Source organism: Achromobacter arsenitoxydans SY8 (assembly GCF_000236785.1).
Lineage (GTDB): Bacteria > Pseudomonadota > Gammaproteobacteria > Burkholderiales > Burkholderiaceae_B > Achromobacter > Achromobacter arsenitoxydans.
The window spans coordinates 39,457-64,076 of sequence record NZ_AGUF01000067.1; the positions used below are offsets into that span (position 1 = coordinate 39,457).

At 67.0% G+C, this 24,620-nt stretch carries 20 protein-coding genes; 13 read left to right on the forward strand and 7 right to left on the reverse strand.

Features of this window, described 5'->3' with window-relative positions; genetic code table 11:
• Positions 1-5: 5 nt before the first annotated feature.
• Entirely contained in the window at positions 6-1,547 is a 1,542-nt protein-coding gene (locus KYC_RS21000) for an amino acid permease (RefSeq protein ID WP_008166120.1), read from the reverse strand.
• Positions 1,548-1,664: 117 nt separating this feature from the next.
• On the opposite strand from KYC_RS21000, the gene ypfH reads away from it, so the two are divergent.
• Positions 1,665-2,369 carry an esterase gene (gene ypfH, locus KYC_RS21005; protein WP_008166122.1) on the forward strand — a complete coding sequence of 235 codons (705 nt, stop codon included), beginning with the start codon at positions 1,665-1,667 and terminating at the stop codon, positions 2,367-2,369.
• Positions 2,370-2,549: 180 nt separating this feature from the next.
• Here the strand turns inward: ypfH and KYC_RS21010 are convergent, their stop codons facing one another.
• The 6 genes from KYC_RS21010 to KYC_RS21035 form a co-directional block, all read right to left on the reverse strand.
• On the reverse strand, positions 2,550-3,971 hold the full coding sequence (locus KYC_RS21010; RefSeq protein WP_043519036.1) for an efflux transporter outer membrane subunit: 1,422 nt from the start codon (positions 3,969-3,971) through the stop codon (positions 2,550-2,552).
• Between the two features lie 55 nt (positions 3,972-4,026).
• The gene (locus tag KYC_RS21015; RefSeq protein WP_008166126.1) at positions 4,027-4,941 is read right to left on the reverse strand and encodes an efflux RND transporter periplasmic adaptor subunit; all 915 of its coding nucleotides are present in this window, start codon (positions 4,939-4,941) and stop codon (positions 4,027-4,029) included.
• Between the two features lie 2 nt (positions 4,942-4,943).
• Entirely contained in the window at positions 4,944-5,156 is a 213-nt protein-coding gene (locus KYC_RS21020) for a DUF1656 domain-containing protein (protein WP_008166131.1), read from the reverse strand.
• The gene (locus KYC_RS21025) at positions 5,153-7,204 is read right to left on the reverse strand and encodes an FUSC family protein (protein ID WP_008166138.1); all 2,052 of its coding nucleotides are present in this window, start codon (positions 7,202-7,204) and stop codon (positions 5,153-5,155) included. The genes KYC_RS21020 and KYC_RS21025 overlap by 4 nt, the downstream gene beginning before the upstream one ends.
• On the reverse strand, positions 7,201-7,674 hold the full coding sequence (locus KYC_RS21030) for a MarR family winged helix-turn-helix transcriptional regulator (RefSeq protein ID WP_043519037.1): 474 nt from the start codon (positions 7,672-7,674) through the stop codon (positions 7,201-7,203). Before KYC_RS21030 ends, KYC_RS21025 begins: the two co-directional genes overlap by 4 nt.
• Positions 7,675-7,912: 238 nt before the next feature.
• The gene (locus tag KYC_RS21035; RefSeq protein WP_008166141.1) at positions 7,913-9,163 is read right to left on the reverse strand and encodes an NnrS family protein; all 1,251 of its coding nucleotides are present in this window, start codon (positions 9,161-9,163) and stop codon (positions 7,913-7,915) included.
• A 243-nt stretch (positions 9,164-9,406) separates the two neighbouring features.
• Here KYC_RS21035 and KYC_RS21040 point away from each other — a divergent pair, with 243 nt between their 5' ends.
• The 12 genes from KYC_RS21040 to KYC_RS21095 all read left to right on the forward strand — a co-directional run bounded on the left by KYC_RS21040 (position 9,407) and on the right by KYC_RS21095 (position 24,560).
• On the forward strand, positions 9,407-10,666 hold the full coding sequence (locus KYC_RS21040) for an MFS transporter (RefSeq protein ID WP_008166142.1): 1,260 nt from the start codon (positions 9,407-9,409) through the stop codon (positions 10,664-10,666).
• Positions 10,667-10,692: 26 nt separating this feature from the next.
• Positions 10,693-12,078, forward strand: coding sequence for a NarK family nitrate/nitrite MFS transporter (locus KYC_RS21045; protein ID WP_008166143.1), 1,386 nt, complete (start codon positions 10,693-10,695; stop codon positions 12,076-12,078).
• Between the two features lie 161 nt (positions 12,079-12,239).
• The gene (locus KYC_RS21050) at positions 12,240-15,983 is read left to right on the forward strand and encodes a nitrate reductase subunit alpha (protein WP_008166144.1); all 3,744 of its coding nucleotides are present in this window, start codon (positions 12,240-12,242) and stop codon (positions 15,981-15,983) included.
• Positions 15,980-17,545 (forward strand): nitrate reductase subunit beta, encoded by a 1,566-nt coding sequence (gene narH, locus KYC_RS21055; protein ID WP_008166145.1) that lies wholly within the window; start codon positions 15,980-15,982, stop codon positions 17,543-17,545. Before KYC_RS21050 ends, narH begins: the two co-directional genes overlap by 4 nt.
• Positions 17,546-17,560: 15 nt before the next feature.
• On the forward strand, positions 17,561-18,208 hold the full coding sequence (gene narJ, locus KYC_RS21060) for a nitrate reductase molybdenum cofactor assembly chaperone (RefSeq protein WP_008166146.1): 648 nt from the start codon (positions 17,561-17,563) through the stop codon (positions 18,206-18,208).
• 18 nt (positions 18,209-18,226) lie between these two features.
• Positions 18,227-18,910, forward strand: a complete 684-nt coding sequence (gene narI, locus KYC_RS21065) for a respiratory nitrate reductase subunit gamma (RefSeq protein WP_008166147.1) — start codon at positions 18,227-18,229, stop codon at positions 18,908-18,910.
• Positions 18,911-18,933: 23 nt separating this feature from the next.
• Complete coding sequence (locus tag KYC_RS21070; protein ID WP_008166148.1) at positions 18,934-19,695, forward strand: peptidylprolyl isomerase; 762 nt, start codon at positions 18,934-18,936, stop codon at positions 19,693-19,695.
• A complete protein-coding gene (gene moaA / locus KYC_RS21075; protein WP_008166150.1) occupies positions 19,692-20,690 on the forward strand; it encodes a GTP 3',8-cyclase MoaA in 999 nt (332 codons plus the stop codon). The genes KYC_RS21070 and moaA overlap by 4 nt, the downstream gene beginning before the upstream one ends.
• A 1-nt stretch (position 20,691) precedes the next feature.
• Positions 20,692-21,357, forward strand: coding sequence for a carbonic anhydrase (locus KYC_RS21080; RefSeq protein ID WP_008166152.1), 666 nt, complete (start codon positions 20,692-20,694; stop codon positions 21,355-21,357).
• Positions 21,354-21,851 (forward strand): molybdopterin-guanine dinucleotide biosynthesis protein B, encoded by a 498-nt coding sequence (gene mobB, locus KYC_RS21085; RefSeq protein WP_008166154.1) that lies wholly within the window; start codon positions 21,354-21,356, stop codon positions 21,849-21,851. The genes KYC_RS21080 and mobB overlap by 4 nt, the downstream gene beginning before the upstream one ends.
• Positions 21,852-21,945: 94 nt before the next feature.
• A complete protein-coding gene (locus tag KYC_RS21090; protein ID WP_008166156.1) occupies positions 21,946-23,883 on the forward strand; it encodes a type IV pili methyl-accepting chemotaxis transducer N-terminal domain-containing protein in 1,938 nt (645 codons plus the stop codon).
• A gap of 14 nt (positions 23,884-23,897) precedes the next feature.
• The gene (locus KYC_RS21095) at positions 23,898-24,560 is read left to right on the forward strand and encodes a response regulator (RefSeq protein WP_008166158.1); all 663 of its coding nucleotides are present in this window, start codon (positions 23,898-23,900) and stop codon (positions 24,558-24,560) included.
• Positions 24,561-24,620 lie beyond the last annotated feature (60 nt).

Below are 24,620 nucleotides of genomic sequence, written 5' to 3' on the forward strand. Positions count from 1 at the left end.
CGGGATCAGCCCGGCGCGGGGCGGGCCTGGCGCGCATTTTCCGGGGACGCATCCCCGCCATAGTCCGCTTCCAGCCCGTAGAAGCGCATGTCCTCGTACCGCACCCAGCGCGATTTGCGCAGCAGCCGGTGGCCCAGCCACAGTCCCAGGAACAGCGGAATGGCCAGGTAGGTCGAGACCACGCCGATCCAGTCGATGCGGTCCGCCAGGAACGCCTGGTAGTTCTGGCCCAGCGTCACCAGCAGGCACAGTACAAAGGCGAACAGCGGGCCAAAGGGAAACAGGCCGGCCTTGTAGGGCAGGTCGGCGGTGTCGTAGCCGTGCTTCACGTAGCCCTGGCGGAAGCGGTAGTGGCTCATCGCGATGCTCAGCCAGACGATGAATTCCGTCATGCCTGCGAAGTTGAGCAGCCAGATGTAGACCGCCTTCGGGCTGTACACCACGCTGAACAGGCACAGGCAGGCCAGCAGCGTGGTCGCCATCAGCGCGTACAGCGGCACGCCGTTGGCGGTCAGGCGTTTGAACAGGGCGGGCGCCCGGCCTTCGGCCGCCATGTTGAACAGCATGCGCGTGGCCGCGTACATGCCCGAGTTGCCCGCCGACAGCACCGAGGTCAGGATGACCGCATTCATCACCGTGGCCGCCGACAGCAGTCCGGCATGCTGGAACACCAGCGTGAACGGGCTGACCGCGATGTCCTCGACTTCGTTGCGCAGCAACTGCGGATCGGTGTAGGGCACCAGCAGCCCGATGATCAGGATGGCCAGCACATAGAACAGCAGGATGCGCCAGAACACGCTGTTGATGGCGCGCGGCACGTTGCGCCGGGGATTCTCGGATTCGCCGGCCGCCACGCCCACCAATTCGGTGCCCTGGAAGGAATAGGCCACCACCATCGCCACCCCGACCCAGGTCGCGGCATTGCCGACGAAGGGCGCGTCGCCCACCTTCCAGTTCTCCAGCCCCACGGGTCCGCCGCCGTGGATGATGCCGGCCAGCATTGCCAGCCCCACCGCGATGAAGCACAGCACGGCCACGACCTTGATGATGGCGAACCAGTACTCGGCTTCGCCAAAGCTGCGCGCGGAAAACGCGTTCAGCCCGAACGTCAGCGCCAGGAACGCGACGCTCCAGATCCATCCCGGCGTGTCGGGCATCCAGTACGCCATCACCAGCTGCGCCGCCACCACGTCCACGGCCACGACGGTGGCCCAGCTGACCCAGAAATTCCAGCCCAGCGCAAAGCCGAAGCCCGGGTCCACATAGCGCGACGCGTAGGTGCAGAACGACCCGGACACCGGCATGAAGGTCGCCAGTTCGCCCAGGCTGGTCATGATGAAGTAGACCATCAGGCCGATCAGCAGATAGACCATCAGCGCGCCGCCCGGGCCCGCCTGCGCAATGGCCGCGCCGGAGGCGACGAACAGGCCGGTGCCGATGGCTCCCCCCAGCGCTATCATGGTCAGGTGGCGCGCCTTGAGCACGCGGTGCAGCTGGTTCTGGCTGGCGGGCGCTGCGGCGCCCGTGTCGGTAGTCGGTGTATGCATGGCTGAATCGGTGATGGCCGCCGCCGCGCGCAGGGCAGGCGGCGTCGGGGCGGCGCATTTTACAATGCGGCAATCGGGGCGCGTTCCGGCGGCCCCAGGCCTGTACGGAGCGGTTTCATGGCGTCTTCCAGTTCTATCGAATTTCTTCCCGATCCGGGCGTCGACGTGCGCCAGCTGTTCATCCTGCTGCATGGCGTGGGCGGCTCCCCCGACGGCCTGGAGCCCCTGGCCCAGGCCCTGCGCGCCGCGTTTCCGACGGCGGCGGTGCTGATTCCCGAAGGCTTCGAGCCCTTCGACGGCGGCGGCTCGGGCCGGCAATGGTTTTCCGTGCGCGGCGTCACCGAGGACAACCGCGCCGAACGCGTGGCCCGCGCCATGCCGCCCCTGGAAGCCTATGTGCGCGACGCGCAGGCGCGCTTCGGGCTGCTGCAATCCGACACCGCGCTGGCGGGTTTTTCGCAGGGCGCCATCATGGCGCTGGAACTGGTGCAGGCCCATGACGGCATGGCCGGCCGCGTCCTGGCGTTTTCGGGCCGCTACGCGCAACTGCCCAAGAGCGCCCCGCAATACACCACCATCCACCTGCTGCACGGCGCCGACGACCCCGTCATGAGCGTGGCCAACGCCCAGGCGGCGCAGGCCCGGCTGGCCGAGCTGCACGGCGACTCCACCATCGACATCGCCACCCATGTCGGCCATGAATTGCATCCGGCCCTGATCCAGCGCGCCATCCTGCGCCTGCAGACCTGCGTGCCGCTGCGCAGCTGGGAAGCGGCGCTGGGATTGAACCAGACGCCGCCGGACGGCACGACGGTGCATTGATGGCTGTCCATCTTGCGCGCCGGCCGGTGTGGGCGCGCCGGTCACGGGTGGCGCCCGATGAGCGGCGGCCGCACTTCCGGGATCAATCCAATCTCCATATTGTGGAAATTGATTTTCAGGGCGCGAGCAGACCGCGCAGGCGGCAGCGGCGCAGGGCGGAAATGAGGGGGAGAGAGCGGCTTACTTTTCCCAGCCGCCGCCCAGCGCCAGGAACAGCGCGATCTGGTCGCTGCTGAGTTCGGCTTGCGAAGCCGCCAGCGCGCTTTCGTTGGTGGCCAGCGTGCGTTCGGCGTCCAATACCGTCAGGTAGTCGGTCTTGCCGTACTGGAACAGCCGGCGCGCCTGCGAGGCGGCCTCGGCGCTCTGGTCGCGCGCGGCGCGCAGGGCTGTGTCGCGGTCCAGCTGGCGGGCGTAGACGACCAGCGCGCTTTCCGTTTCCCGCAGCGCGTTCAGCACGGTAGCGTCAAAGCGGGCGGCGGCGGCCTTGGTGTTGGCCTCGGCCTCGGCGATGCGCGCCTGCGCGGCGCCCGTGTTGGGAATGGTCCACGAGATCAGCGGCCCCACGCTCCAGCTGAACGTGCCGCGGTCGCCGAACATGGTGGCCGGGCCGCCCGACGCCGCCGACAGGCCCAGCGTGATCTTGGGATAGAGATCGGCCGTCGCCACGCCGATGCGTGCGGTGGAGGCTGCGAGGGCGCGCTCGGCCTGCCGGATGTCCGGCCGGCGGCGCAGCAGTTCGGCGCCGTCGCCCACGGGAATGGTTTCCGTCAGGCGGGGCGCGCTGGCGCATTGCAGCAGCGCCGGCGAGATTTCGGACGGCGTCTGGCCAGTCAGGGCGGCCAGGCGGTATAGCGCCGTGCGCTGCTGTGCCTGGAAGGGCGGCAGGTTGGCCTGCAGTTGTTCGAGCTGGCTGCGCGCGCGGGTCACGTCCAGCGTGGTGCCGCGTCCGGCCTGCTGCAGACGGCTGACCGCGTCCAGCGATTCTTTCTGCACCTGCACCGAATGCTGCGCCGATGCGAGCTGCATGCCGGCCGCGCACATATTGGCGTAAGCGCGCGCGGTCTCGGCCGCAACGGTGACGCGGGTGGCGTCATAGGCAGCCTGGGCCGCCTGCGCGTCGCCGGTGGACGCTTCCACGGCGCGGCGGATCTGGCCGAAAAGATCCAGCTGGTACGACACGCTGGCGCCGGTGGAATAGGACCAGTGATTGGGAGGGTCTATGCCCGGCTGCAGTTGCTGCAGGCCGGAGGCATGGCCGAAAGTGGGCGATGCGTTCACGCCGATGGTCGGCTGCTGCTGCGCCTGTGTTTCGCGCAGCGCGGCTTGGGCGCGTTCCAGGTTGGCGCTGGCCACGCGCAGGTCCGTGTTTGCTGCCAGGGCCTTTTCCACCAGACCGTCCAGCACGGGATCGGCGTACAGGCGCCACCAGTGCCCGGGCACCGCTTCCTGCCGGTACGCGGTCTCCCGCGCTTGCACGAAGGAGGTTTGCGCGCCCGGCCGCAGGGACGCGGACTCGGCGGGCACCTGGTAGTCGGGGCCCACGGAGGCGCATCCGGCCAGCGCAAGGGCCAGCATCAGCGGAAGGAGGTGTCTGGTGTTCATGGCAGCTACGGCTTGTTGTCGATATTGGGTAATGGGTTGGAAGGCAGGGCGAGCGTCAGGAGGCCTGGCGCGTGGCGGCGGACGATTGCGCGGGGGCGGGGTCCACCGACACCGTGGCGGTCTGGCCGGCAACCAGGCGCACGCCGTCGGGCACGTCGTCGATCTTCACGCGCACGGGGATGCGTTGCGCCAGGCGGACCCAGTTGAAGGTGGGATTCACGTTGGGCAGCAGGTTGGCGCCGGTGCTGCGGTCGCGGTCGGCAATGCCCATGGCGATGCTTTCCACGTGGCCGCGGATGTGGCGCGGGTCGCCCATCAGGGTCACGGTGACCGGATCGCCTTCGTGGATGCCGGGGAGCTTGGTTTCCTCGAAGTAGCCTTCGACGTAGAACGAGCCCGCGTCCACCAGCGCCATCACGCCGCGGCCGGCGGTGGCGTACGAACCGGCGCGCAGGTCCAGGTTGGTGACGCGGCCGTCGCTGGCCGCGACCACGCGGCTGCGCTCCAGGTTCAGGCGCGCAGTGTTCAGCTGCACCTGCGCCTGGGCGAGCGCGGCTTCGGTCTGCTGCACCTTGGTCTGGCTTTGCTCGACAGCTTCGGCCGCTACCAGCTGGCCAAGCGAGCGGTTGCGCTTGGCGTCGCGCAGCGCCTGGTCGTGCGCCACCTGCTGCGAACGCACTGAGGCCTGGGCCTGGTCGAACGCCAGCTGGAAGCGCGCGCGGTCGATTTCGAACAGCAGGTCGCCGGCCTTCACGTCCTGGTTGTCGTGCACCGGCACGCGGGTCACCAGTCCGGAGACGTCGGGCGCAACCTGCACGACATAGGCCTTGACGCGTCCGTCGCGCGTCCAGGGTTCGACTTCATAGTGGTCCCAGAGCTGCCAGCCGGCGTAAGCGGCGGCGGCGACGACGACGGCCGTCACCGCGAACTTGCCGATAGCAGCAGGGCGAAGGGCATTGGGGAGTTTCATACCTATCTCTGGAGAAAATAAGGGGAAATGAGGGATACGCCATACAGCAGCACCACAAACAGCGCCAGATCGAAGAGCGCGGGGTGCCACACCAGGCGATACAGTCCGGCGCGGGCCAGCACGCGGCGCACGCCCCAGGCCACGCCCAGGGTGATCACGCCCAGCACCAGCAGCCAGGGGAAATAGATGCCGTAGAGATTGAATTCGCCGATCATGATGCTTGGCCCTCCAGCGTCGGGTGGGCGGGTTGGTAGTCGGGCGCCTCGGGGAAGAACGCGCGGCGGATGCCCACCAGCGCCACCACGGCGCGGTCGCGCGCGTTGGGGCCCTGCGGCGTGGCGGCCACGCTGGACAGCGCGCGGTCGATCTGCGCCAGGAACTCGGGCGATTTTTCGTGCGTGCGTCCCGACGAGCGGACCCGGAAGAACTGCGCCAGGCTGTTCAGCACCGGCTGTATGGTGGGGTCGGCCATCGGCAGATGACGGCGCGCGCGCTGCAGTTCAGCGATGTCGCGGCCCACGCGCAGGTCTTTCAGGGCGTCGGCGGCCACCACGTCATCGGGGCGCTTGGCCAGCGCCAGCCGCGGTTGCAACAGGCCGATGCGGTCCAGCATGCGGGCGGCGTACGTATGGCGCGAGGGCGCACGCGGCGAACTGGCAAGCGTCGCCAGCTCTTTCCAGTTGGCGGCCTGGATGCGGCGCGCGCTCCAGTCGGCGCTGACGGTGCGGAAGATGGCGGCGATGATCGCGGCCGTGGCCACGCCCATGCATTGCGCGACCTGCGTGTCGATGAACGACACGACGTCGGCGGTGTTGGTGTCCTGCAGCGCCATGGTTCCCAGGAAGCCGAAGAGCATCGCCATGGCCTTGCCGGCGCTGGCCGGGCGGGCGATGAAGATGCCCAGCACAAAGGCCGTCGGCAGCATGGACAGGGCCAGCATCTCGAACGAATGGATGGCGGGCATGATGCCCAGCAGGTACAGCGCCGACAGCGGAATCGAATACACCGTATAGGTCAGGAACTGCATGATGCCGGGCACGGGATTGTCCTGCGACGCGAAGAAGCAGCTGAAGATGGCGGCCATCAGCGCGGCGGTGGCGCCGTTGCTCCAGGCCGTGCCGATCCAGAAGGCGCAGCAGACCGAAATGGCCACGCCCGCGGCCAGCGCGGACAGCAGCGCCATGCCGTGGTCGCGGTGCAGCGCCGAATTGGGATCGCGGGAGGGCCGCGACGCGCGCACCGGCGCGCCTTGCAGGCCCGCGCGGATATCGCGGCGCAGGGCCAGGCATTCGTCGTAGGTGTCGATCAGTTCGCGCAGCCGCGTCATCAGGCTGGCCAGCAGGGCGTCGCGCCACGTGGAACGGCTGTCGATGGCGGGCGTGAGCCGCGTCACGACGGCACGCAAGCGCACGGCGGTTTCGTGCGAGGCCTGCGCCCCGGCGTTGATCCATTCCGAGATGTCCGAAAGCAGCGCCTGCACGGGGGCGGGCAATTCCTGGCCGTCGGCCTGCAGGGCGCGCATGCGGTCTTCCACGGCCGACACCGCGGGCGTCAGCGCCGAGATCTGGTCCTGCATGGCGCGCACGGCGCCGGCCGTCCAGCGCAGGTTGCTGGTGTCGAACGGGACGTGCGTGGACAGCAGACGCAGCTGGGTGATGTCGTTGGCGAGCACGCGGCGGTCTTTGTCACGTTGTTCGGCGTTCTTGCCGCTGAGGGTGTCGTGCATCCAGTTGCGGGCGTCGCGCACCGCCTTGTCCAGCTGCAGCGTCAGCGCCGGCGCCAGGCCGCGCGGCAGGACAATGCTGTGGACCAGCGTGGCGCACACGATGCCCAGGCTGATTTCCTCGACGCGGGCGAGCGCCGTGTCGAACACCAGGGACGGCTCGGTGACGCTGGGAAAGCCGATCATCGCGGCGGTGTAGCCGGCCAGCATGAACAGATAGGACCGCGGCGTGCGGTCCAGCACCGACATATACAGGCAGGCGCCCACCCACAGCACCATCGCGCCGGTCATGACGACCGGGGAATTCGACAGCCGCGGCACCATGTAGACGGTGGCGGCCGACCCGATGAAGGTGCCGACCAGGCGATACAGCGCCTTGGACCGCACGGCGCCGGACCAGGGCTGGGCCACCACATAGGCGGTGGTCATGGCCCAGAACGGACGCGGCAGCCCGATGCTGTACGCCAGGTAGAGCGCCGTGATGGCGCTCAGATAGCTCTTGAGCGAAAAAATGGATTCGCGGACGTTCGGCAGCTTCATGGCCGCGCGTCCTCTTGCGCGCCCGCTCCGGTGCGGCCCAGCGATACCTTCAGCGCATCGAAGACGCGCAGGCAAGCTTCCAGGTCCGCCTCGCTGACCCCGTTGAAGATGCGGCGGCGCAGTTCGACCAGCACGTCTTCGACCTGGGCGCGCAGCGCATGGCCGGCGTCGGTCAGGTGCAGGGTGCGGGCGCGGCGGTCGTGGGGGTCTTCGCGGCGTTCCATCAGGCCGGCGGCGACCAACTGATCCAGCACGCGCACCAGCGACGGGCCTTCGACGCCCAGCGCCTCGGCCAGCGCGCCCTGGCGTACGCCGTCTCCCAGACGGCCGGCCAGGATGACGGGCCAAGCGGTGGCCTGCGACAGGCCGTAGTCGGCAAGCGCCTTGTCGGCGGCGCCGCGATAGGCGCGCGACAGCACCATCAGGTTTGCGGTGGTGGCCATGAGTTGGGAGTCGGAGGGCGAGTTCATGGAATAGATTGTATCCTATCTATTAGCTTACTAATAATTGAAAATAGCGACTATCGCGATAGATTCTTTCAATTGGGAAGATAGGAGGGCGGTTTTCCATGGGTGGAAAACCGGGGACGGCAATCGCCTGTCAGGCAGTCTGGCGCTGATCGGCCAGCTGTCTGACACCCTCGGGGCATAGTCTTGGCGATGGGTGTCTGACACCCGCCCAAAATGGGCCGCCCGCCAACATCAAACGTCAGCTTTTAGTCCGCGACACCGGCATCACCCGCATGACTGGCGCGCCTTGCTTGGCCACGGCGTCCGCCCTTGGCCGGATCATCATGGGGAAGAACCGCCACAGGTACAGCCCCAGCGCCAGCGCCCAGGCGGTGGCGGATGCGTGCAGCAGGCCCAGTGTAGCGGCGGTCGGAAGCAGGGCGGCCAGCCGCAGCAGGGCGGCCAGGATCATCAGGGCGTAGCTTACGACCATGCTGCGGTCCGTCTGCAGGGGACGCCCCAGATGGCCCAGCGCGGTGCGAGTCACCATTCCCAGGATCAGCACCGAGAAGCCGGCCACGCCGATCACGTGGGCGGGCCAGGCCTGCCGGACGACGTATCCGGCCAGTTGCGCCGCGCCCACCAACAGCCCGATGCCCAGGCCCAGGTAGCCGGCGTAGAGGATCCACAAGAGCGGCACGCGCCGCACGGCCCAGGGCTTCCACGACACCCATTGCACCAACGCGATCACGCCGCTTGCCGCCAGCGCCAGCGCGGCGGCCTGCTGCGCGCCCGCCAGCAGGCAGGCGATGGCGACGATGCCCGCGCCCAACTGCCAGTGGCCGCTCTTGGTGTGTGGCGGAATGTCCAGCCCGGCGACGGCGCGCTTGGCGAAGAACGGCATGACGCGGCGGGCGATCAGCAGGGTAAGCACGGCCATGCTGAGCAGCCCGGCGTTGAAGTAGCGCATCAGCGTCAGGTAATCGCCCTGGACGGTGGCCCAGAGATAGAGCGCATTCGTCGCGCCCAGCGCCAGCAGCAGCAGGGGCACGCCGTAGTTGCGCTGGTTGCGCGTGACGGCGACGGCGCGTCCCAGCGCCCCGGCCGCCCACAGGAAGAACAGCATTTCGGCTACCGCCGCGACCAGGAACGCGGGGCGTCCCGGCACCAGATAGCCTACGCGCGCCGCCATCCATAGCACGCAGAGCACGGCCAGCGGATTGCCGCGCAGCGGATTCTTGCCGGTCCAGTTTGCGCCCGCCGTCAGCAGGAAGCCCACGGCGATGGTGGCGACAAAGCCCCACAACATTTCGTGCGCGTGCCAGAACATGCCGTTCAGCACGCCGGTCAGGCGCGCGGGCGCGTGCACCCAGAGCAGCACGGACACCAGCGCCCAGAAGCAGCCGGCCAGGTACAGGGGGCGAAAGCCCATTTCGGTGAAGGCGCCCCAGGCGGGAGGCGGGCGGCGCGCGGGCCGTGCGGGTTCTTCGATGGAGAGCAGCGTCGTCATGGTCGGGGCCTTGCGCGATGCAGGCGCGGGGTTGCGGGTTTAAACGTGTATTTGAAATACATATTAACTCCGCCGGCCAAGCGGCCACGAGCGGCGCGCTTGATCCAGCGCAAGCCTGTCCGGTTCACCCGCATGACTAGGCACATCGGAAATGCCCCTTTGGTCGGGTGGGGAATGGTGCGCGGCGAGCGGCCTCCTTAGGCTAGCCACATAGGAATTTGTCAGCAAAAAGCGAGACTAACCATGGCAGCACATCATTCCTCGGCCGGCGCGCCGATGCGGGTCCTGATATCCAGTACGTTTGCCTTCACCATCTGTTTTGCGGTCTGGATGATCTTTGCAGTTCTGGGCATCCCGATCAAGACGCAGCTTGGCCTGTCCGAAACCCAGTTCGGCCTTCTGGCCGCCATGCCGGTCCTGACCGGCTCCCTCGTGCGGGTGCCCTTGGGCATCTGGACCGACCGCTACGGCGGCCGTCCCGTCTTCTTCGTGCTGATGCTGCTGGCGGTGGTGCCGATCTGGCTGCTGTCCTACGCCACGGAGTACTGGCAGTTCCTGGTGCTGGCCCTGTTCGTCGGCCTGACCGGCGGCTCGTTCTCGGTGGGCACGCCGTACGTGGCGCGCTGGTTCCCGCGCAACAAGCAGGGCCTGGCCATGGGCGTGTTCGGCGCCGGCAACTCCGGGTCGGCCATCACCAAGTTCGTGGCCCCCGCGCTGATCGCGGCCGCCGGCGGCGCCTGGGTCATCGTGCCGCAGGTGTACGCCGTGGCGCTGCTGATCACCGCGATCCTGTTCTGGATGTTCTCGTCGTCCGATCCGTCGCATCGCGTGGCGGGCGGCGCGTCGCTGTCGGCGCAGTTCGCCATGCTGAAGGACCCGCGCGTCTGGCGCTATTGCCAGTACTACTCGGTGGTGTTCGGCGGCTATGTGGCGCTGGCGCTGTGGATGACCAAGTACTACATCGGCGAATACGGCTTCGACATGAAGCTGGCCGCGTTGCTGGCCGCTTGCTTCTCGCTGCCCGGCGGCGTGCTGCGCGCGGTGGGCGGCTGGATCTCCGACCGCTACGGCGCCTACAAGACCACCTGGTGGGTGATGTGGGTGTGCTGGGTGGCGTTCTTCCTGCTCAGCTATCCGCAGACCGAATTCACTGTCATGACCGCAAACGGCCCGCGTTCCTTCGGCATCGCGCTGGGCCCCGTCACCTTCACCGTCCTGCTGTTCATCGTCGGCATCGCGATGGCGATCGGCAAGGCGTCCGTCTTCAAGTTCATCTCCGATGAGTTCAGCGACAACATCGGCGCCGTGTCCGGCATCGTCGGCCTGGCCGGCGGCCTGGGCGGCTTCGTGCTCCCGATCATGTTCGGCGTGCTGCTGGACCTGACCGGCGTGCGCTCCAGCGCCTTCATGCTGCTCTACGGCACCGTCTGCGTCTCGCTCATCTTCATGCACTTCAGTTTCCGGCCCGAAAGCGCGGCCATCGCCCGGCAGCAAGCCGCCTGACCCACCCACCACCCTGAGAGAAACCCATGTCCACTCATGTCCTCGCGCGCTGGGAGCCGGATAATCCCGGCTTCTGGAAACAGACTGGCGCGCGCGTCGCCAACCGCAATCTGTGGATTTCGATCCCGGCGCTGATGCTGGCGTTCAGCATCTGGATGCTGTGGAGCGTTGTGGTGGTCAACCTGGACCGCGCCGGCTTCATGCTGTCCAAGAACCAGCTGTTCTGGCTGACGGCGCTGCCCGCGCTGTCTGGCGCCACGCTGCGCATCTTCTACTCGTTCCTGGTGCCCGTCTTCGGCGGGCGCAAGTGGACGGCCATCTCGACCGCCTCGCTGCTGATACCCGCGCTGGGCATGGGCTTTGCGCTGCGCGACCCGACCACCTCGTTCCCCACGCTCCTGATCCTGGCGCTGCTGTGCGGCCTGGGCGGCGGCAACTTCAGTTCCAGCATGGCCAACATCAGCTTCTTCTTCCCCAAGGAAAAGAAGGGCCTGGCAACGGGGCTGAACGCGGGCATCGGAAACCTGGGCGTGTCGCTGGTGCAGTTCGTAGTTCCCGTGGTGATCTCGGTGGGCGTCTTCGGCGTGGCCGGTGGCGATCCCCAGGTGATCACCGTAAACGGCGCCCAGCAGAACCTGTGGCTGCAGAACGCGGGCTTCATCTGGGTAATTCCCATCGCGCTGGCTTCGATTGCCGCCTGGTTCGGGATGAACGACATCGCCGACGCACGGGCCTCGTTCGCGGACCAGGCGGTGATTTTCAAGCGCAAGCACAACTGGCTGATGTGCTGGCTGTACGTGGGCACCTTCGGCTCCTTCATCGGCTTTTCGGCGGGCTTCGCCATGCTGACCAAGACCCTGTTCCCGACGGTGAACCCGATGGCCTACGCGTTCCTGGGCCCGCTGGTGGGTTCCCTGACGCGTCCCTTGGGCGGCTGGATCTCGGACAAGCTGGGCGGCGCGCGGGTCACGCTGTTCACCTTCGCCGCCATGATCGCCGCAGTGGCAGGCGTGGTGATGTTCCTCCCGGCCGGCGGCCGCGCGGGCGACTTCAACGGCTTCCTGGCGATGTTCATCGTGCTGTTCGCGCTGACCGGCGTGGGCAACGGGTCGACGTTCCGCATGATTCCGGTGATCTTCCTGCGTGAACGCACGCAGGCCGCGCAGGGCAAGGGCCCGGCGGCGCAAAAGCAGGCCATGGCGGACGCGGCCAAGGAATCGGCCGCCGTACTGGGCTTTTCCGGCGCCATCGGGGCCTATGGCGGCTTCTTCATCCCGCGCAGCTTCGGCACCTCGCTCGAAATGACGGGCAGCGTCCAGACCGCGCTGTATTGCTTCATCGCTTTCTACGCCAGCTGCATGGTGATCACGTGGTGGTACTACGCGCGCCGCAACGCGCCCGTGCCCTGCTGATGCGCGGCCGGGCAGGCCGGGTGGTTGGGGTGACTAGTCACTCTGCCGAATCCGGCCTGTGCCACCGGCGAATGGTCCGCCAGACGCCCCAGCCCTAAAGTTGTTTCAACAGCATTGATCGCAGTACGCGCCGGCCAGGCCGGCGTTCTTGGAGAAACACAATGAGTCATTTTCTGGACCGGTTGAAGTTCATGTCGCGGGTGAAGTCCACCTTCGCGAACGGTCACGGCGAAACGGTGAACGAGGACCGCAAGTGGGAAAACGCCTACCGCGCCCGCTGGCAGCACGACAAGGTGGTGCGCTCGACGCACGGCGTCAACTGCACCGGTTCCTGCTCCTGGAAGGTGTATGTCAAGAATGGCCTGATCACCTGGGAAACGCAGCAGACCGACTACCCGCGCACGCGGCCCGATCTGCCCAACCATGAGCCGCGCGGCTGTCCGCGGGGCGCGTCGTACAGCTGGTATGTGTATTCGGCGCAGCGCGTGAAGTACCCGATGATCCGCGGCCGCCTGATCGAAATGTGGCGCGAAGCCCGCAAGACCATGGACCCCATCGCGGCCTGGGAATGGATCAGCCAGGACCCCAAGCGCGCCAAGCGCTACAAGTCGGTCCGCGGCCTGGGCGGCTTTGTGCGCGCCGACTGGGACACCGCCACCGAAATCATTGCCGCCGCCAACGCCCTGACCATCAAGAAGTACGGTCCCGACCGCCTGATCGGCTTTTCGCCGATCCCCGCCATGTCCATGGTCAGCTACGCCGCCGGCGCGCGCTACCTGAGCCTGCTTGGCGGCGCCTGCCTCAGCTTCTACGACTGGTACTGCGATCTTCCCCCCGCCAGCCCGCAGATCTGGGGCGAACAGACTGACGTCCCCGAATCGGCCGACTGGTACAACTCGACCTACCTGATGGTGTGGGGCTCCAACGTGCCCCAGACCCGCACGCCCGACGCCCACTTCTACACCGAGGTCCGCTACAAGGGCACCAAGACCGTGGCCGTGTCCAGCGACTTCGGCGAAATGGTCAAGTTCGGCGACATCTGGCTGGCCCCGAAGCAGGGCACCGATGCCGCGCTGGCCATGGCCATGGGCCATGTGATCCTCAAGGAATTCCACCTGTCGGGCAAGTCGGCCTACTTCACGGACTACGTGCGCCGCTACACCGACATGCCGATGCTGGTGCTGCTCAAAGAGCGCGACGGCTTCTACGCGCCCGACCATTTCCTGCGTGCCTCGCAGCTGGACAATGCGCTGGGGGAACAGAACAACCCCGACTGGAAGACGCTGGTGCTGGACGAAACCAGCGGCGATCTGGTGGCCCCCAACGGCAGCATCGGTTTCCGCTGGGGCGAGGGCGCGGTCAATGGCGGCGAAAAGGTCGGCCGCTGGAATCTGGAATCCAAGGACGGCGGCAACGGCCGCGAAATCCTGCCGACGCTGAGCCTGCTGGACAAGTCGGACACCGTGGTCGGCGTGGGCTTCCCGTACTTCGGCAGCGAACACGACGAACTGCTGGTGCGCAACGTGCCGGCCCGCCGCATCCGCCTGGCGGACGGCACCGAGGCCCTGGTTGCCACGGTGTACGACCTGCAGATGGCCAACTACGGCCTGGACCGCGGACTGGGCGGCGGCAACGTCGCGGCCTCGTACGACGACGACGTGCCCTACACCCCGGCCTGGCAGGAAAAGCACACCAGCGTGCCGCGCGCGCAGGTCATCCAGGTGGCGCGCGAGTTCGCGCAGAACGCCCACGATACCGAAGGCAAGTCCATGGTCATCGTCGGCGCCGGTCTGAACCACTGGTACCACATGGACATGATCTACCGCGGCATCATCAACATGCTGATGATGTGCGGCTGCGTGGGCAAGAGCGGCGGCGGCTGGGCGCACTACGTGGGCCAGGAAAAGCTGCGTCCGCAGTTCGGCTGGGCGCCCCTGGCGTTCGCCGCGGACTGGGTCCGCCCGCCGCGCCAGATGAACGGCACGTCCTTCTTCTATGCGCATACCAGCCAGTGGCGCCATGAAAAACTGAATGTGCAGGAAGTGCTGGGCCCCACCGCCGACCGAGCCAAGTACAGCGAACTCAGCATGATCGACCTGAACGCCCGCGCCGAGCGCATGGGTTGGCTGCCGTCGGCCCCGCAATTGCGCACCAATCCGCTGGACGTGGTGGCGCAGGCCGACAGCCTGGGCAAGGATCCCGTGGCGCACGCCGTCGACATGATGAAGTCGGGCGAACTGCGCATGTCCTGCGAAAACCCGGATGATCCCGCCAACTTCCCGCGCAACATGTTCGTGTGGCGCTCCAACATCCTGGGTTCCAGCGGCAAGGGCCACGAGTACTTCCTGAAGTACCTGCTGGGTACGCAGAACGCCGTGTTCGGCGAAGAGGCCGCGGCGATCAAGCCGTCGGAAGTCACGTACGAAGAAGACGCGGCCGAAGGCAAGCTGGATCTGCTGACGGTGCTGGACTTCCGCATGAGCACCACCTGCCTGTACGGCGACATCGTGCTGCCGACCGCCACCTGGTACGAAAAGGACGACCTCAACACGTCCGACATGCACCCCTTCATCCACCCGCTGAGCGAGGCCGTGCAGCCGCTGTGGGAAAGCAAGACCGACTGGGAAATCTACAAGCTCCTGGCCAAAAAATTCACCGAAATCGGCGGCCCGTACCTGGGCAAGCGCCGCGATCTGGTGCTGACCCCGCTGATGCACGACACCCCGGGAGAACTCGGCCAGGCCTTTGAGCCCAAGGACTGGAAGCTGGGCGAATGCGACCTGGTTCCCGGCAAGACCGCGCCGTCCATGACGGTGGTCGAGCGCGACTACAACGACATCTACCGCAAGTTCACGTCGGTGGGGCCGCTGCTGGACAAGCTGGGCAACGGCGGCAAGGGCATCACCTGGAATACGCAGCATGAAGTCCACGAACTGGCGGGCATCAACGACAGCGTCACCGAAGCCGGCGTCAGCCAGGGCCGTCCGCGCCTGGACACCGCCATCGACGCGGCCGAAATGATCCTGACCTTCGCGCCCGAGACCAACGGCCATGTGTCGGTCAAGGCCTGGGAAGCGCTGGGCAAGATCACCGGGCGCGACCACACCCACCTGGCCGTCGGCCGCGAGCACGACAAGATCCGCTTCCGCGACATCCAGGCCCAGCCGCGCAAGATCATCTCGGCGCCCACCTGGTCCGGCCTGGAAAGCGAAGAGGTCAGCTACAACGCCGGCTACACCAACGTGCATGAATTGATCCCATGGCGCACCCTGACGGGCCGCCAGCAGTTCTATCAGGACCATCGCTGGATGCTGGACTTCGGCGAAGGCTCGTGCGTGTACAAGCCCGCCATCGACACCAAGACGGTGGCGCCCATGCTGGGCAAGTATCCGAACGGCGAAAAGGAACTGGTCCTGAACTGGATCACGCCGCACCAGAAGTGGGGCATCCACAGCACGTACTCGGACAACCTGCGCATGCTGACCCTGAGCCGCGGCGGCCCCCACGTGTGGGTGTCCGAAGCCGAGGCCAAGCAGGCCGGTCTGGTCGACAACGACTGGGTGGAAGTCTTCAACGTGAACGGCACGCTGACCGCCCGCGTGGTCGTCAGCCAGCGCGTGCCGGTGGGCATGTGCCTGATGTACCACGCCCAGGAAAAGATCGTGAACGTGCCAGGCGCTGAAACCAGCGGCAAGCGCGGCGGGATCCACAACTCGGTGACGCGCACGGTGCTCAAGCCTACGCACATGATCGGCGGCTACGCCCAGCAGGCCTACGGCTTCAACTACTACGGCACCGTGGGCGCCAACCGCGACGAATTCGTGGTCGTGCGCAAGATGAAGAAAGTGGACTGGCTGGAAGGCCCGCTCGTCGAAGAACTGCAACAAGAAGAGAAGCAATCATGAGGATACGCGCCCAAATCGGCATGGTGCTCAACCTGGACAAGTGCATTGGCTGCCACACTTGCTCGGTCACCTGCAAGAACGTCTGGACCAGCCGCGACGGTGTCGAGTATGCCTGGTTCAACAACGTTGAAACCAAGCCCGGCATCGGCTATCCGAAAGAATGGGAGAACCAGGGCAAGTGGAACGGCGGCTGGAAACGCACCGCCGCCGGCAAGCTTGAACCGCGCCAGGGCGGCAAGCTGCGCATCCTGGCCAACCTGTTCGCCAACCCGAACCTGCCGGCCATCGACGACTACTACGAGCCCTTCACCTACGACTACGAGCACCTGCAGAACGCGCCGTTGTCGCAGACGCCGCCCACCGCGCGTCCCGTGTCGGTGCTGACCGGCAAGAAGATGGACAAGATCGAGTGGGGCCCGAACTGGGAAGACGACCTGGGCGGCGAATTCAGCGCCCGCAGCCGCGACGCGCTGTTCGAAGGCGTCCAGAAGGAGATGTACTCGACCTTCGAGAACACCTTCATGATGTACCTGCCGCGCCTGTGCGAACACTGCCTGAACCCGGCCTGTGTCGCCAGTTGCCCGTCCGGCTCCATCTACAAGCGCGAAGACGACGGCATCGTCCTGGTGGACCAGGACAAGTGCCGCGGCTGGCGCATGTGCATCTCGGGCTGCCCGTACAAGAAGATCTACTACAACTGGAACAGCGGCAAGGCCGAGAAGTGCACGTTCTGCTACCCGCGCATCGAGGCCGGCCAGCCGACCGTGTGCTCGGAAACCTGCGTGGGCCGCATCCGCTACCTGGGCGTCCTGCTGTATGACGCCGACCAGATCGAGAACGCCGCGTCCACCGCCAGCGAGCAGGACCTGTACGAAGAACAGCTGGGCCTGTTCCTGGACCCGCACTCGCCCCAGGTGATCGCCGCGGCGCGCGAGCAGGGCATCCCGGAATCCTGGCTCGAAGCCGCCCGCAACTCTCCCGTCTACAAGATGGCCGTCGAGTGGAAGGTCGCTTTCCCGCTGCATCCGGAATATCGCACGCTGCCGATGGTCTGGTACATCCCGCCGCTGTCGCCGATCCAGTCGGCCGCCGAATCCGGCAAGATGCCCCAGCGCACCGTGGGCAAGAGCGGCGTGATTCCCGACGTGTCCAGCCTGCGTATCCCCGTGCGCTACCTGGCCAACCTGTTGACCGCCGGGAAGGAAGCCCCGGTGCTGCAGGCCCTGGAACGCATGCTCGCCATGCGCGCCTACAAGCGGTCCGAGACCGTTCATGGCGAACGCGACACGGCGCTGCTGGACCAGGTCGGCCTGTCCGAGGAAACGGTGCAGGACATGTACCGGATCATGGCCATCGCCAACTACGAAGACCGCTTCGTCGTGCCCAGCAGCCACAAGGAAGTGGTGGAAGACAGCTTCAACGAAAAGGGCAGCTGCGGCTTCACCTTCGGCAACGGCTGCTCGGGCGGGGTGTCGGAAGGCACCTTGTTCGGCCGCAAGCCGCAGGGCAGCGAGATCTTCATCGAGATGCCCAAGTCACGCAAGAAGGCCGTTTCGGCCTGAGGATAGGAGAACACCATGAGCTTGTACCGCCTGCTTTCCGCCTTGCTCTGCTATCCCGAGCCCGAGCTGCTGGAATACCTGGGTGAAATGGAGGAGGCCCTGGCCGCCTACCCGGAAGCCGAGGAAACCCTGCAGCCCCTGATCGGCTATCTGGCTTCCAACGACCTGATTTCCCTGCAGGAAAACTACGTCGCCACCTTCGACCGCAACCGCTCGCATTCGCTGCACCTGTTCGAACACGTGCACGGCGAAAGCCGCGACCGCGGCCAGGCCATGGTGGACCTGCTGGACACCTATCGTGCGCACGGCTTCGAGCCCGTCGTGTCCGAACTGCCGGACCACGTGCCGCTGTTCCTGGAGTTCCTGGGGGTCATTGACCCGGACCAGGCGCAGGAACTGCTGGACGAGGCCATCCACGTGCTGGCCGCCATCGGCTCGCGCCTGGCCAAGGGCGACAGCCCCTACGCCTGCATCTTCGTGGCGCTGCGCGCCCAGTCGCGGGTGATTCCGCGTGTGCAGACCGAGGCGCCGGTGCGCGACATGGACGAGGCGATGGAGATCTTCGGTGCGGGGCCGGACGGCGTGGAACCGCTGCTGCGGCCGTTCTCCGGAGACGGGGCGCAGACCGTGCACTTCTATCCCCGTTCGACCGCGACTCATTAATGCTCAGGACGACGCATCATGAATTCCCTGAATCAGTTTCTCTTCGGCATCTATCCGTATATCGCGCTGACGATCTTTCTCTTGGGCAGCCTGGCGCGGTTTGAGCGCGAACAATACACCTGGAAGACGGACAGCTCGCAACTGCTGCACCGCGGCCAATTGCGGCTGGGGAACATCCTGTTCCACATCGGCATCCTGGGGCTGTTCTTCGGCCATCTGGCGGGGCTGCTGACCCCGGTGATCGTGTGGGACACGCTGGGCGTCTCGCACACCCTGAAGCAGACGGTCGCCATGGTGGCCGGCGGCGTCATGGGCGGCCTGTGCCTGATCGGCCTGCTGATCCTGATCCACCGCCGCTTCACCAACCCGCGCATCGCGCATGCCACGCGGACGGGCGACAAGATCCTCTTGCTGTGGATCCTGGTCACGCTGCTGCTGGGCCTGTCGACCATCGTGCTGTCGGCCGGCCACATGGACGGCGAAATGATGGTGCTTCTGATGACCTGGGCCCAGCACATCGTCACCTTCCAGGGCGACGCGGCCAGCTACATAACCGACGTGCCGCTGCTGTTCAAGGCGCACCTGTTCATGGGCCTGACGCTCTTCGTGATCTTCCCGTTCACCCGCTTGGTGCACGTGTGGAGCGGTTTTGCTTCGCTGGGCTATCTGGGCCGGGCGTGGCAACTGGTCCGTCCGCGCTGATCCCCGGTCCCTAGGAGCCCAACATGCCTGTCATCGTCAATGGCGTCGAACTGAGCGACGCGGACCTGGAACGTGAACTGCCCCTGCATGCGGAAGCCAGCAATCCCATGCGCCATGCGGTGACGGCGCTGGTGCTGCGCCGCGTGCTGCTGGACGAAGCCGGCCGGCAAGGGCTGGACGCCTCGGACGAGGAGGGCGCCATCGGCGCTCTGCTGGCCAGCCAGGCGCCCGCGCCCCAGGCCGACGAGCAAGCCTGCCGCCGCTTCTACCAGATGCACCCAGAGCGCTTCATGGTGGGCGAGCTGGTCGAGGCCGACCACATCCTGTTCCAGGTCACGCCCGGCGTAAACCTGGACATGCTGAAGGCGCACGCCGACGTGGTGCTGGCCGACCTGCTGGCGGACCCGTCGCGGTTCGCCGAGGTGGCGCGCGAGCAGTCCAATTGTCCGTCGGCCGCGGTCGGCGGCAGCCTGGGTCAGCTCGGCCGCGGCGACACCGTGCCCGAGTTCGAACGCGCCGTGTTCGCGCTGCCTTCGGGCGGCATCCTGCCGCAAGTGCTGCAGACCCGCCACGGCCTGCATATCGTGCGGGTCACGCGCCGCGTCGAAGGACGCCTTTTGCCTTACGAGCATGTGGCGCAGCAGATCGGCACGGCGCTGACCTCCATGAGCCGCGACACCGCCTGGCGCCAATACACGAAGCTGCTGGTCGAACGGGCCAAGATCCAGGGCATCGACCTGGACGACGGCGAACCGGAGCGCGTCTTCAGCGGGAGTTCCGCATGATGGACGAGCCTGCCGCTGTCGCACTCACAGACGGCTTCGGCCGCCGCATCGACTATCTGCGGGTCTCGGTCACGGATCGCTGCGACCTGCGTTGCAGCTACTGCCTGCCCAAGGATTTCAAGGGTTTCGAAACCCCGGCCAACTGGATGACCCACGATGAAATGGCCCGTCTGGTCGGCCTGTTCGTGGGGCTGGGCGTGGCCAAGGTCAGGCTGACCGGCGGCGAGCCGCTGCTGCGCAAGGGCGTGGCAGGCCTGGCCGCTACCATCGCGGCCATGCCCGGCCTGCGCGACCTGTCCGTGTCCACCAACGCCACGCAGCTGGCGCGCCATGCGCAGTCCCTGCGGGCGGCGGGCGTGAACCGGCTGAACATCAGCCTGGACACGCTGGACGCCGCGGCGTTCTCGCAGATCACCGGCCGCGACTGTCTGGACGCGGTGCTGGCCGGGCTGGCGGCCGCCCGGCAGGCGGGCTTCACCCCGATCAAGCTCAACAGCGTGGTGCACGCCGCCACGCCCGAAACCGAGGTCCGCCGCCTGCTGGCGTACGCGCTGGAGCAGGGCTTCGTGCTGCGCCTGATCGAACCCATGCCCATGGGCGAGTGCGGCCGGGGCTTTACGCATACCGACCTGAACGCCATGGGCGCGCGGCTGGCCGCCGCTGCCGGGCTGGTGCCGTCGCTGGCGGAATCGCGCAACGGCCCCGCGCGCTACTGGACAAGCGGGCGGGGCGCACCCGTGCTGGGCGTCATCACGCCGATGTCTCGCCACTTCTGCGCCAGCTGCAATCGTGTCCGGCTGGGCGTGGACGGAACCCTGTACCTGTGCCTGGGCCAGGAAGATCAGGTGCCGCTTGGACGCCTGCTGCGCGCGGGCGCCAGCGACAGCGATCTGGTCCAGGCCATCCGGGCGGGCATCGCCGCCAAGCCTGAGCGGCACGAGTTCAATGCCCGGCCCGAACGCATCGTGCGCTTCATGGCGCAGACGGGAGGCTGACATGCGCGACATCGAACGCCTCGTCGGCGGATTCCAGCGGTTCCAGCAGCAATATTACGAAGACGCGCCGTCGCTGTACCAGAACCTGCGCGAAGGCCAGCACCCCGGCACGCTCCTGATCGGCTGCTGCGATTCGCGGGTGGATCCGGCCATGCTGCTGGGCTGCGATCCCGGCGACATCTTCACCGTGCGCAATGTGGCCAACCTGGTGCCGCCGGCCAGCAAGGACCGGGGATTGCAAGGCGTGCTGGCCGCCATCCAGTTCGCGGTCGAGCAGCTTCAGGTCAGCCGCATCATCGTGCTGGGCCACGCCCAGTGCGGCGGCATCCGGGCGCTGATGGAGCGGGGCATCCGCAGGGACGGCGAAACCGACTACCTGGGACGGTGGATGGACATCGCCGAACCGGCGCGCGAACGCGTGCTGCAGCAGATGCCGGACGCCTCCAAGGAAGAGCGCCGCCGCGCCTGCGAACAGGCTTCCATCCTGATTTCACTGCGCAACCTGGAAGACCTGCCGTTCGTCCGGCGGGCGGTGGACGCGGGCAGCCTGACACTGCACGGCTGGTACTTCGATCTGGTGGCGGGCGCTTTGCTGGCATACTCTCCGCGGGCGGACACTTTCCTGCCCATCGTGTGCCCATTGCTGACGGAGCCAGCCCTCATATGACCCCTGTATTCGGTATCGCCGGCCGCTCTGGCAGCGGCAAAACCACCCTGATCGAGGCGATGCTGCCGCTGCTGGGCGCGCGCGGCCTGCGCGTAAACGTCATCAAGCACAGCCACCACGATTTTCAGATGGAGCCGCCCGGCAAGGACAGCGCGCGCTTCCGGCTGGCGGGCGCGCAAGAGGTGATGGTGGCGTCGCCGTACCGCTACGCCATCGTGCACGAACTGCGCGATGCGCCCGAACCGGCCCTGGAGGCGCAGCTGGCGCGACTGTCGCCGGCCGACCTGGTGCTGGTCGAAGGCTTCAAGCAGGCCGCCATTCCGCGCATCGAGGTCTACCGGCCCGCCCTGGGCAAGCCGCCCCTGCACGCCGAAGACCGCACGTTCGTGGCGGTCGTGACGGACGCGCCGCTGGAAATCGGCTTGCCCTGCTTGCCGCTGAACGATCCCGCCCGGGTCGCGGATTTCATATGCCGCAGCCTTGGGCTGGGCTGAGCGCGTGCGCGGCGCGGCGCCGCACTGCGGCGGCAGAGCGCTGCCGCGAAAAGACTACACTGGCGCCAGACATGCCCGCCTGGCGCCGACATCCATGACGTCCGACCGCTCCACCACCGATTCCGAAAGCCTGCCTTCCCCCAGGCATCGCCTGTCCACGCGCATCGTTGCAAGCTCGCTGCTGGCGTTGGTGGTGGTGCTGTCCATGGTCAGCTGGACGCTCTGGCTGTCCTGGCAACTGGAAGGCGCGGGCGCGGCCATCAACGACACCGGCAGCCTGCGCATGCGCGCCAATCGCGTGGCCGTCGAGCTGATGCGCCCGCAAGCCGGCCGCGAAGTCCGCACCGCCGAGCAGATCACGTTGCTGGACGAGACCATCTCGCGCCTGGCGCGCGGCAATCCGGCCCGTCCGCTCTTCATCCCCAACGACGAGGCCATCCGCGCCCAGTGGCACGATGTGGCCGCTTATTGGCGCGACATCATGAAGCCCGCGGCCCTGCGCGCGATAGGCCAGCCCGACGCCTCCACCTACCTGGAAACACTGCCGGAATTCGTGGCCAGGGCGGACACGCTGGTGCGCATGATCGAACAGGACAATGCAGGCAAGACCACGTCGCTGCGCCTGTCGCAAGGGGTGCTGGCCGCCATTGCCAGCGCCGGCACGCTGGCAATGATCTACCTGCTGTACCTGTGGATCATCTCGCCGGTCCTGCGCCTGCGCGATGGCCTGCAGCGCATGGCCGCGCGCGAGTTCAGCACGCGCCTGCCCGTGGAAAGCCAGGACGAGTTCGGCGTGCTGGCGCGCGGCTTCAACCGCATGGCCGACGAATTGCAGGACCTGTACACCAGCCTGGAACAGCGGGTAGAGCACAAGACCGCGCAGCTGGCCGCGCAGAACCGCGACATCGGCGCGCTCTACGATATGGCGGCTTTCCTGAATCAGCCCAACGAGATAGAAGCCATGTGCGATGGCTTCCTGCGCCGCGTCATGCTGCAGTTCGATGCCGACGCCGGCAGCATCCGGGCGCTGGACCCCAACAACGAAAAGCTCAATCTGGTGGTGTCGGTTGGGCTGTCGGATGACCTGGTGGAATCCGAGCACTGCATGAAGGTGGATGACTGCTATTGCGGCGTCGCCACGCGCCAGGCCGGCGTCATCGTCATCCAGGACTTCCGCCAATCGCCGCCGGAACTGGACCTGAACTGCCAGCGCGAAGGCTTTTCCAGCGTGGCGGTGTTCCGCATCGTGACCCGCGACGAAGTCCTGGGGTCCTATTCGCTGCATTTTCGCGAGAGCCGCCGCCTCCAGGCCTCAGATTCGCAACTGCTGGAGACCCTGGGCCAGCATCTGGGCGTGGCGCTGGACAACCGCCGCCTGAGCGCGCAGGCGCGCCAGCTTGCCGTGGTGCAGGAACGCGGGCTGGTGGCCCAGGGCCTGCACGACAGCCTGGCGCAAGGCCTGAACTTCCTGAACCTGCAGCTGCAGATGCTGGACGCGGCGATCAAGCGCGGCGACGAGGAAGAGGTCAGCGAGATTCTGCCGCTGCTGCGGACCGGCCTGGACGAAAGCTACCAGGACGTGCGCGAACTGCTCACCAACTTCCGCAGCAAGTTGTCGCAGGGCGACCTTCAGGCCGCCATCGAAGATACCGTGGCGCGCTTTCGGCGCCAGACCAGCATCCAGACCGAGCTGGAGTTCAACCAGGGCGAGGGCCCGCCGCTGCAGCCGGAGCAGCAGCTGCAGGTGCTGTTCATCCTGCAGGAAGCGCTGTCCAACGTGCGCAAGCACTCCGAAGCCAGCCGCGTGCGCATCCAGGTGGACAACGGCCGCGACTTCACGCTGCTGATCGCCGACGACGGCCAGGGCTACGACCCGGCGGACGTCGCCGAGCGCGGCGAGTCCCACGTGGGCCTGCACATCATGCGCGAACGGGCCGCCCGCATGCGCGCCGTGATAAAACTCGAATCTCAGCCCGGCGCCGGCACACGCGTCTCGCTGATCCTGCCGGGCGCAGAACGCCAGGCCGCCTGACATCCTCGCACATCATGACCATCCGCATCCTGCTCATCGACGATCACACCCTGTTCCGTTCCGGTGTCCGCCTGCTGCTGCAGCGCCAGCCCGACTTCGAAGTGGTGGCTGAAGCGGGCGACGGGGTCGAAGGATTGAAGCGCGCCCAGGAACTCAAGCCCGACGTCGTCCTGCTGGACCTGAATTTGCCGGGGCTGTCCGGCCTTGAGACGCTGCAGCTCCTGACGCAGGATCTGCCCGCCTGCGCGGTCATCATCCTGACGGTCTCGGAAGAGGCCGACGAACTCGGCCAGGCGCTGCGCGACGGGGCCCGGGGCTACCTGGTCAAGAACATCGACGCCGAGGCGCTGGTTTCCGCCATCCGCCGCGCGGCGGGCGGCGAGGCCGTGATCGCCGACAGCATGACGGCCAAGCTGGTCGAGCAGTTCCGCGGCCAGGCCAGCCATACCCCGCCGCCGCCCGGCACGGCCGAACGCCACCGGCTGACCGCGCGCGAGACGCAGATCGTGCAGTGGCTGGCGCGCGGCGCCAGCAACAAGGTCATCGCCCGCGAACTGGACGTCAGCGAAAGCACAGTCAAGATCCACGTGCAAAACGTGCTGAAGAAGCTCAACCTGACCAGCCGCGTGCAGGTGGCGGTGTACGCGGTCGAGCGCGGGCTTTATACGGAAGAATAGGCGCCGCGCAGTTTGATCTGCGACAAGGCCCATGTGGCGGTCGGCCCCTAGACTGGCCGA

What these genes read in the sequence shown, in the direction of transcription:
- KYC_RS21095 (WP_008166158.1), top strand. Translation starts at nt 23,898, where the DNA reads ATGACCATCCGCATCCTGCTCATCGACGATCACACCCTGTTCCGTTCC.
- mobB (WP_008166154.1), top strand. Translation starts at nt 21,354, where the DNA reads ATGACCCCTGTATTCGGTATCGCCGGCCGCTCTGGCAGCGGCAAAACC.
- narH (WP_008166145.1), top strand. Translation starts at nt 15,980, where the DNA reads ATGAGGATACGCGCCCAAATCGGCATGGTGCTCAACCTGGACAAGTGC.
- ypfH (WP_008166122.1), top strand. Translation starts at nt 1,665, where the DNA reads ATGGCGTCTTCCAGTTCTATCGAATTTCTTCCCGATCCGGGCGTCGAC.
- moaA (WP_008166150.1), top strand. Translation starts at nt 19,692, where the DNA reads ATGATGGACGAGCCTGCCGCTGTCGCACTCACAGACGGCTTCGGCCGC.
- KYC_RS21025 (WP_008166138.1), bottom strand. Translation starts at nt 7,204, where the DNA reads ATGAAGCTGCCGAACGTCCGCGAATCCATTTTTTCGCTCAAGAGCTAT.
- narI (WP_008166147.1), top strand. Translation starts at nt 18,227, where the DNA reads ATGAATTCCCTGAATCAGTTTCTCTTCGGCATCTATCCGTATATCGCG.
- KYC_RS21020 (WP_008166131.1), bottom strand. Translation starts at nt 5,156, where the DNA reads ATGATCGGCGAATTCAATCTCTACGGCATCTATTTCCCCTGGCTGCTG.
- KYC_RS21010 (WP_043519036.1), bottom strand. Translation starts at nt 3,971, where the DNA reads ATGAACACCAGACACCTCCTTCCGCTGATGCTGGCCCTTGCGCTGGCC.
- KYC_RS21090 (WP_008166156.1), top strand. Translation starts at nt 21,946, where the DNA reads ATGACGTCCGACCGCTCCACCACCGATTCCGAAAGCCTGCCTTCCCCC.
- KYC_RS21070 (WP_008166148.1), top strand. Translation starts at nt 18,934, where the DNA reads ATGCCTGTCATCGTCAATGGCGTCGAACTGAGCGACGCGGACCTGGAA.
- narJ (WP_008166146.1), top strand. Translation starts at nt 17,561, where the DNA reads ATGAGCTTGTACCGCCTGCTTTCCGCCTTGCTCTGCTATCCCGAGCCC.
- KYC_RS21030 (WP_043519037.1), bottom strand. Translation starts at nt 7,674, where the DNA reads ATGAACTCGCCCTCCGACTCCCAACTCATGGCCACCACCGCAAACCTG.
- KYC_RS21045 (WP_008166143.1), top strand. Translation starts at nt 10,693, where the DNA reads ATGTCCACTCATGTCCTCGCGCGCTGGGAGCCGGATAATCCCGGCTTC.
- KYC_RS21050 (WP_008166144.1), top strand. Translation starts at nt 12,240, where the DNA reads ATGAGTCATTTTCTGGACCGGTTGAAGTTCATGTCGCGGGTGAAGTCC.
- KYC_RS21015 (WP_008166126.1), bottom strand. Translation starts at nt 4,941, where the DNA reads ATGAAACTCCCCAATGCCCTTCGCCCTGCTGCTATCGGCAAGTTCGCG.
- KYC_RS21040 (WP_008166142.1), top strand. Translation starts at nt 9,407, where the DNA reads ATGGCAGCACATCATTCCTCGGCCGGCGCGCCGATGCGGGTCCTGATA.
- KYC_RS21080 (WP_008166152.1), top strand. Translation starts at nt 20,692, where the DNA reads ATGCGCGACATCGAACGCCTCGTCGGCGGATTCCAGCGGTTCCAGCAG.
- KYC_RS21035 (WP_008166141.1), bottom strand. Translation starts at nt 9,163, where the DNA reads ATGACGACGCTGCTCTCCATCGAAGAACCCGCACGGCCCGCGCGCCGC.
- KYC_RS21000 (WP_008166120.1), bottom strand. Translation starts at nt 1,547, where the DNA reads ATGCATACACCGACTACCGACACGGGCGCCGCAGCGCCCGCCAGCCAG.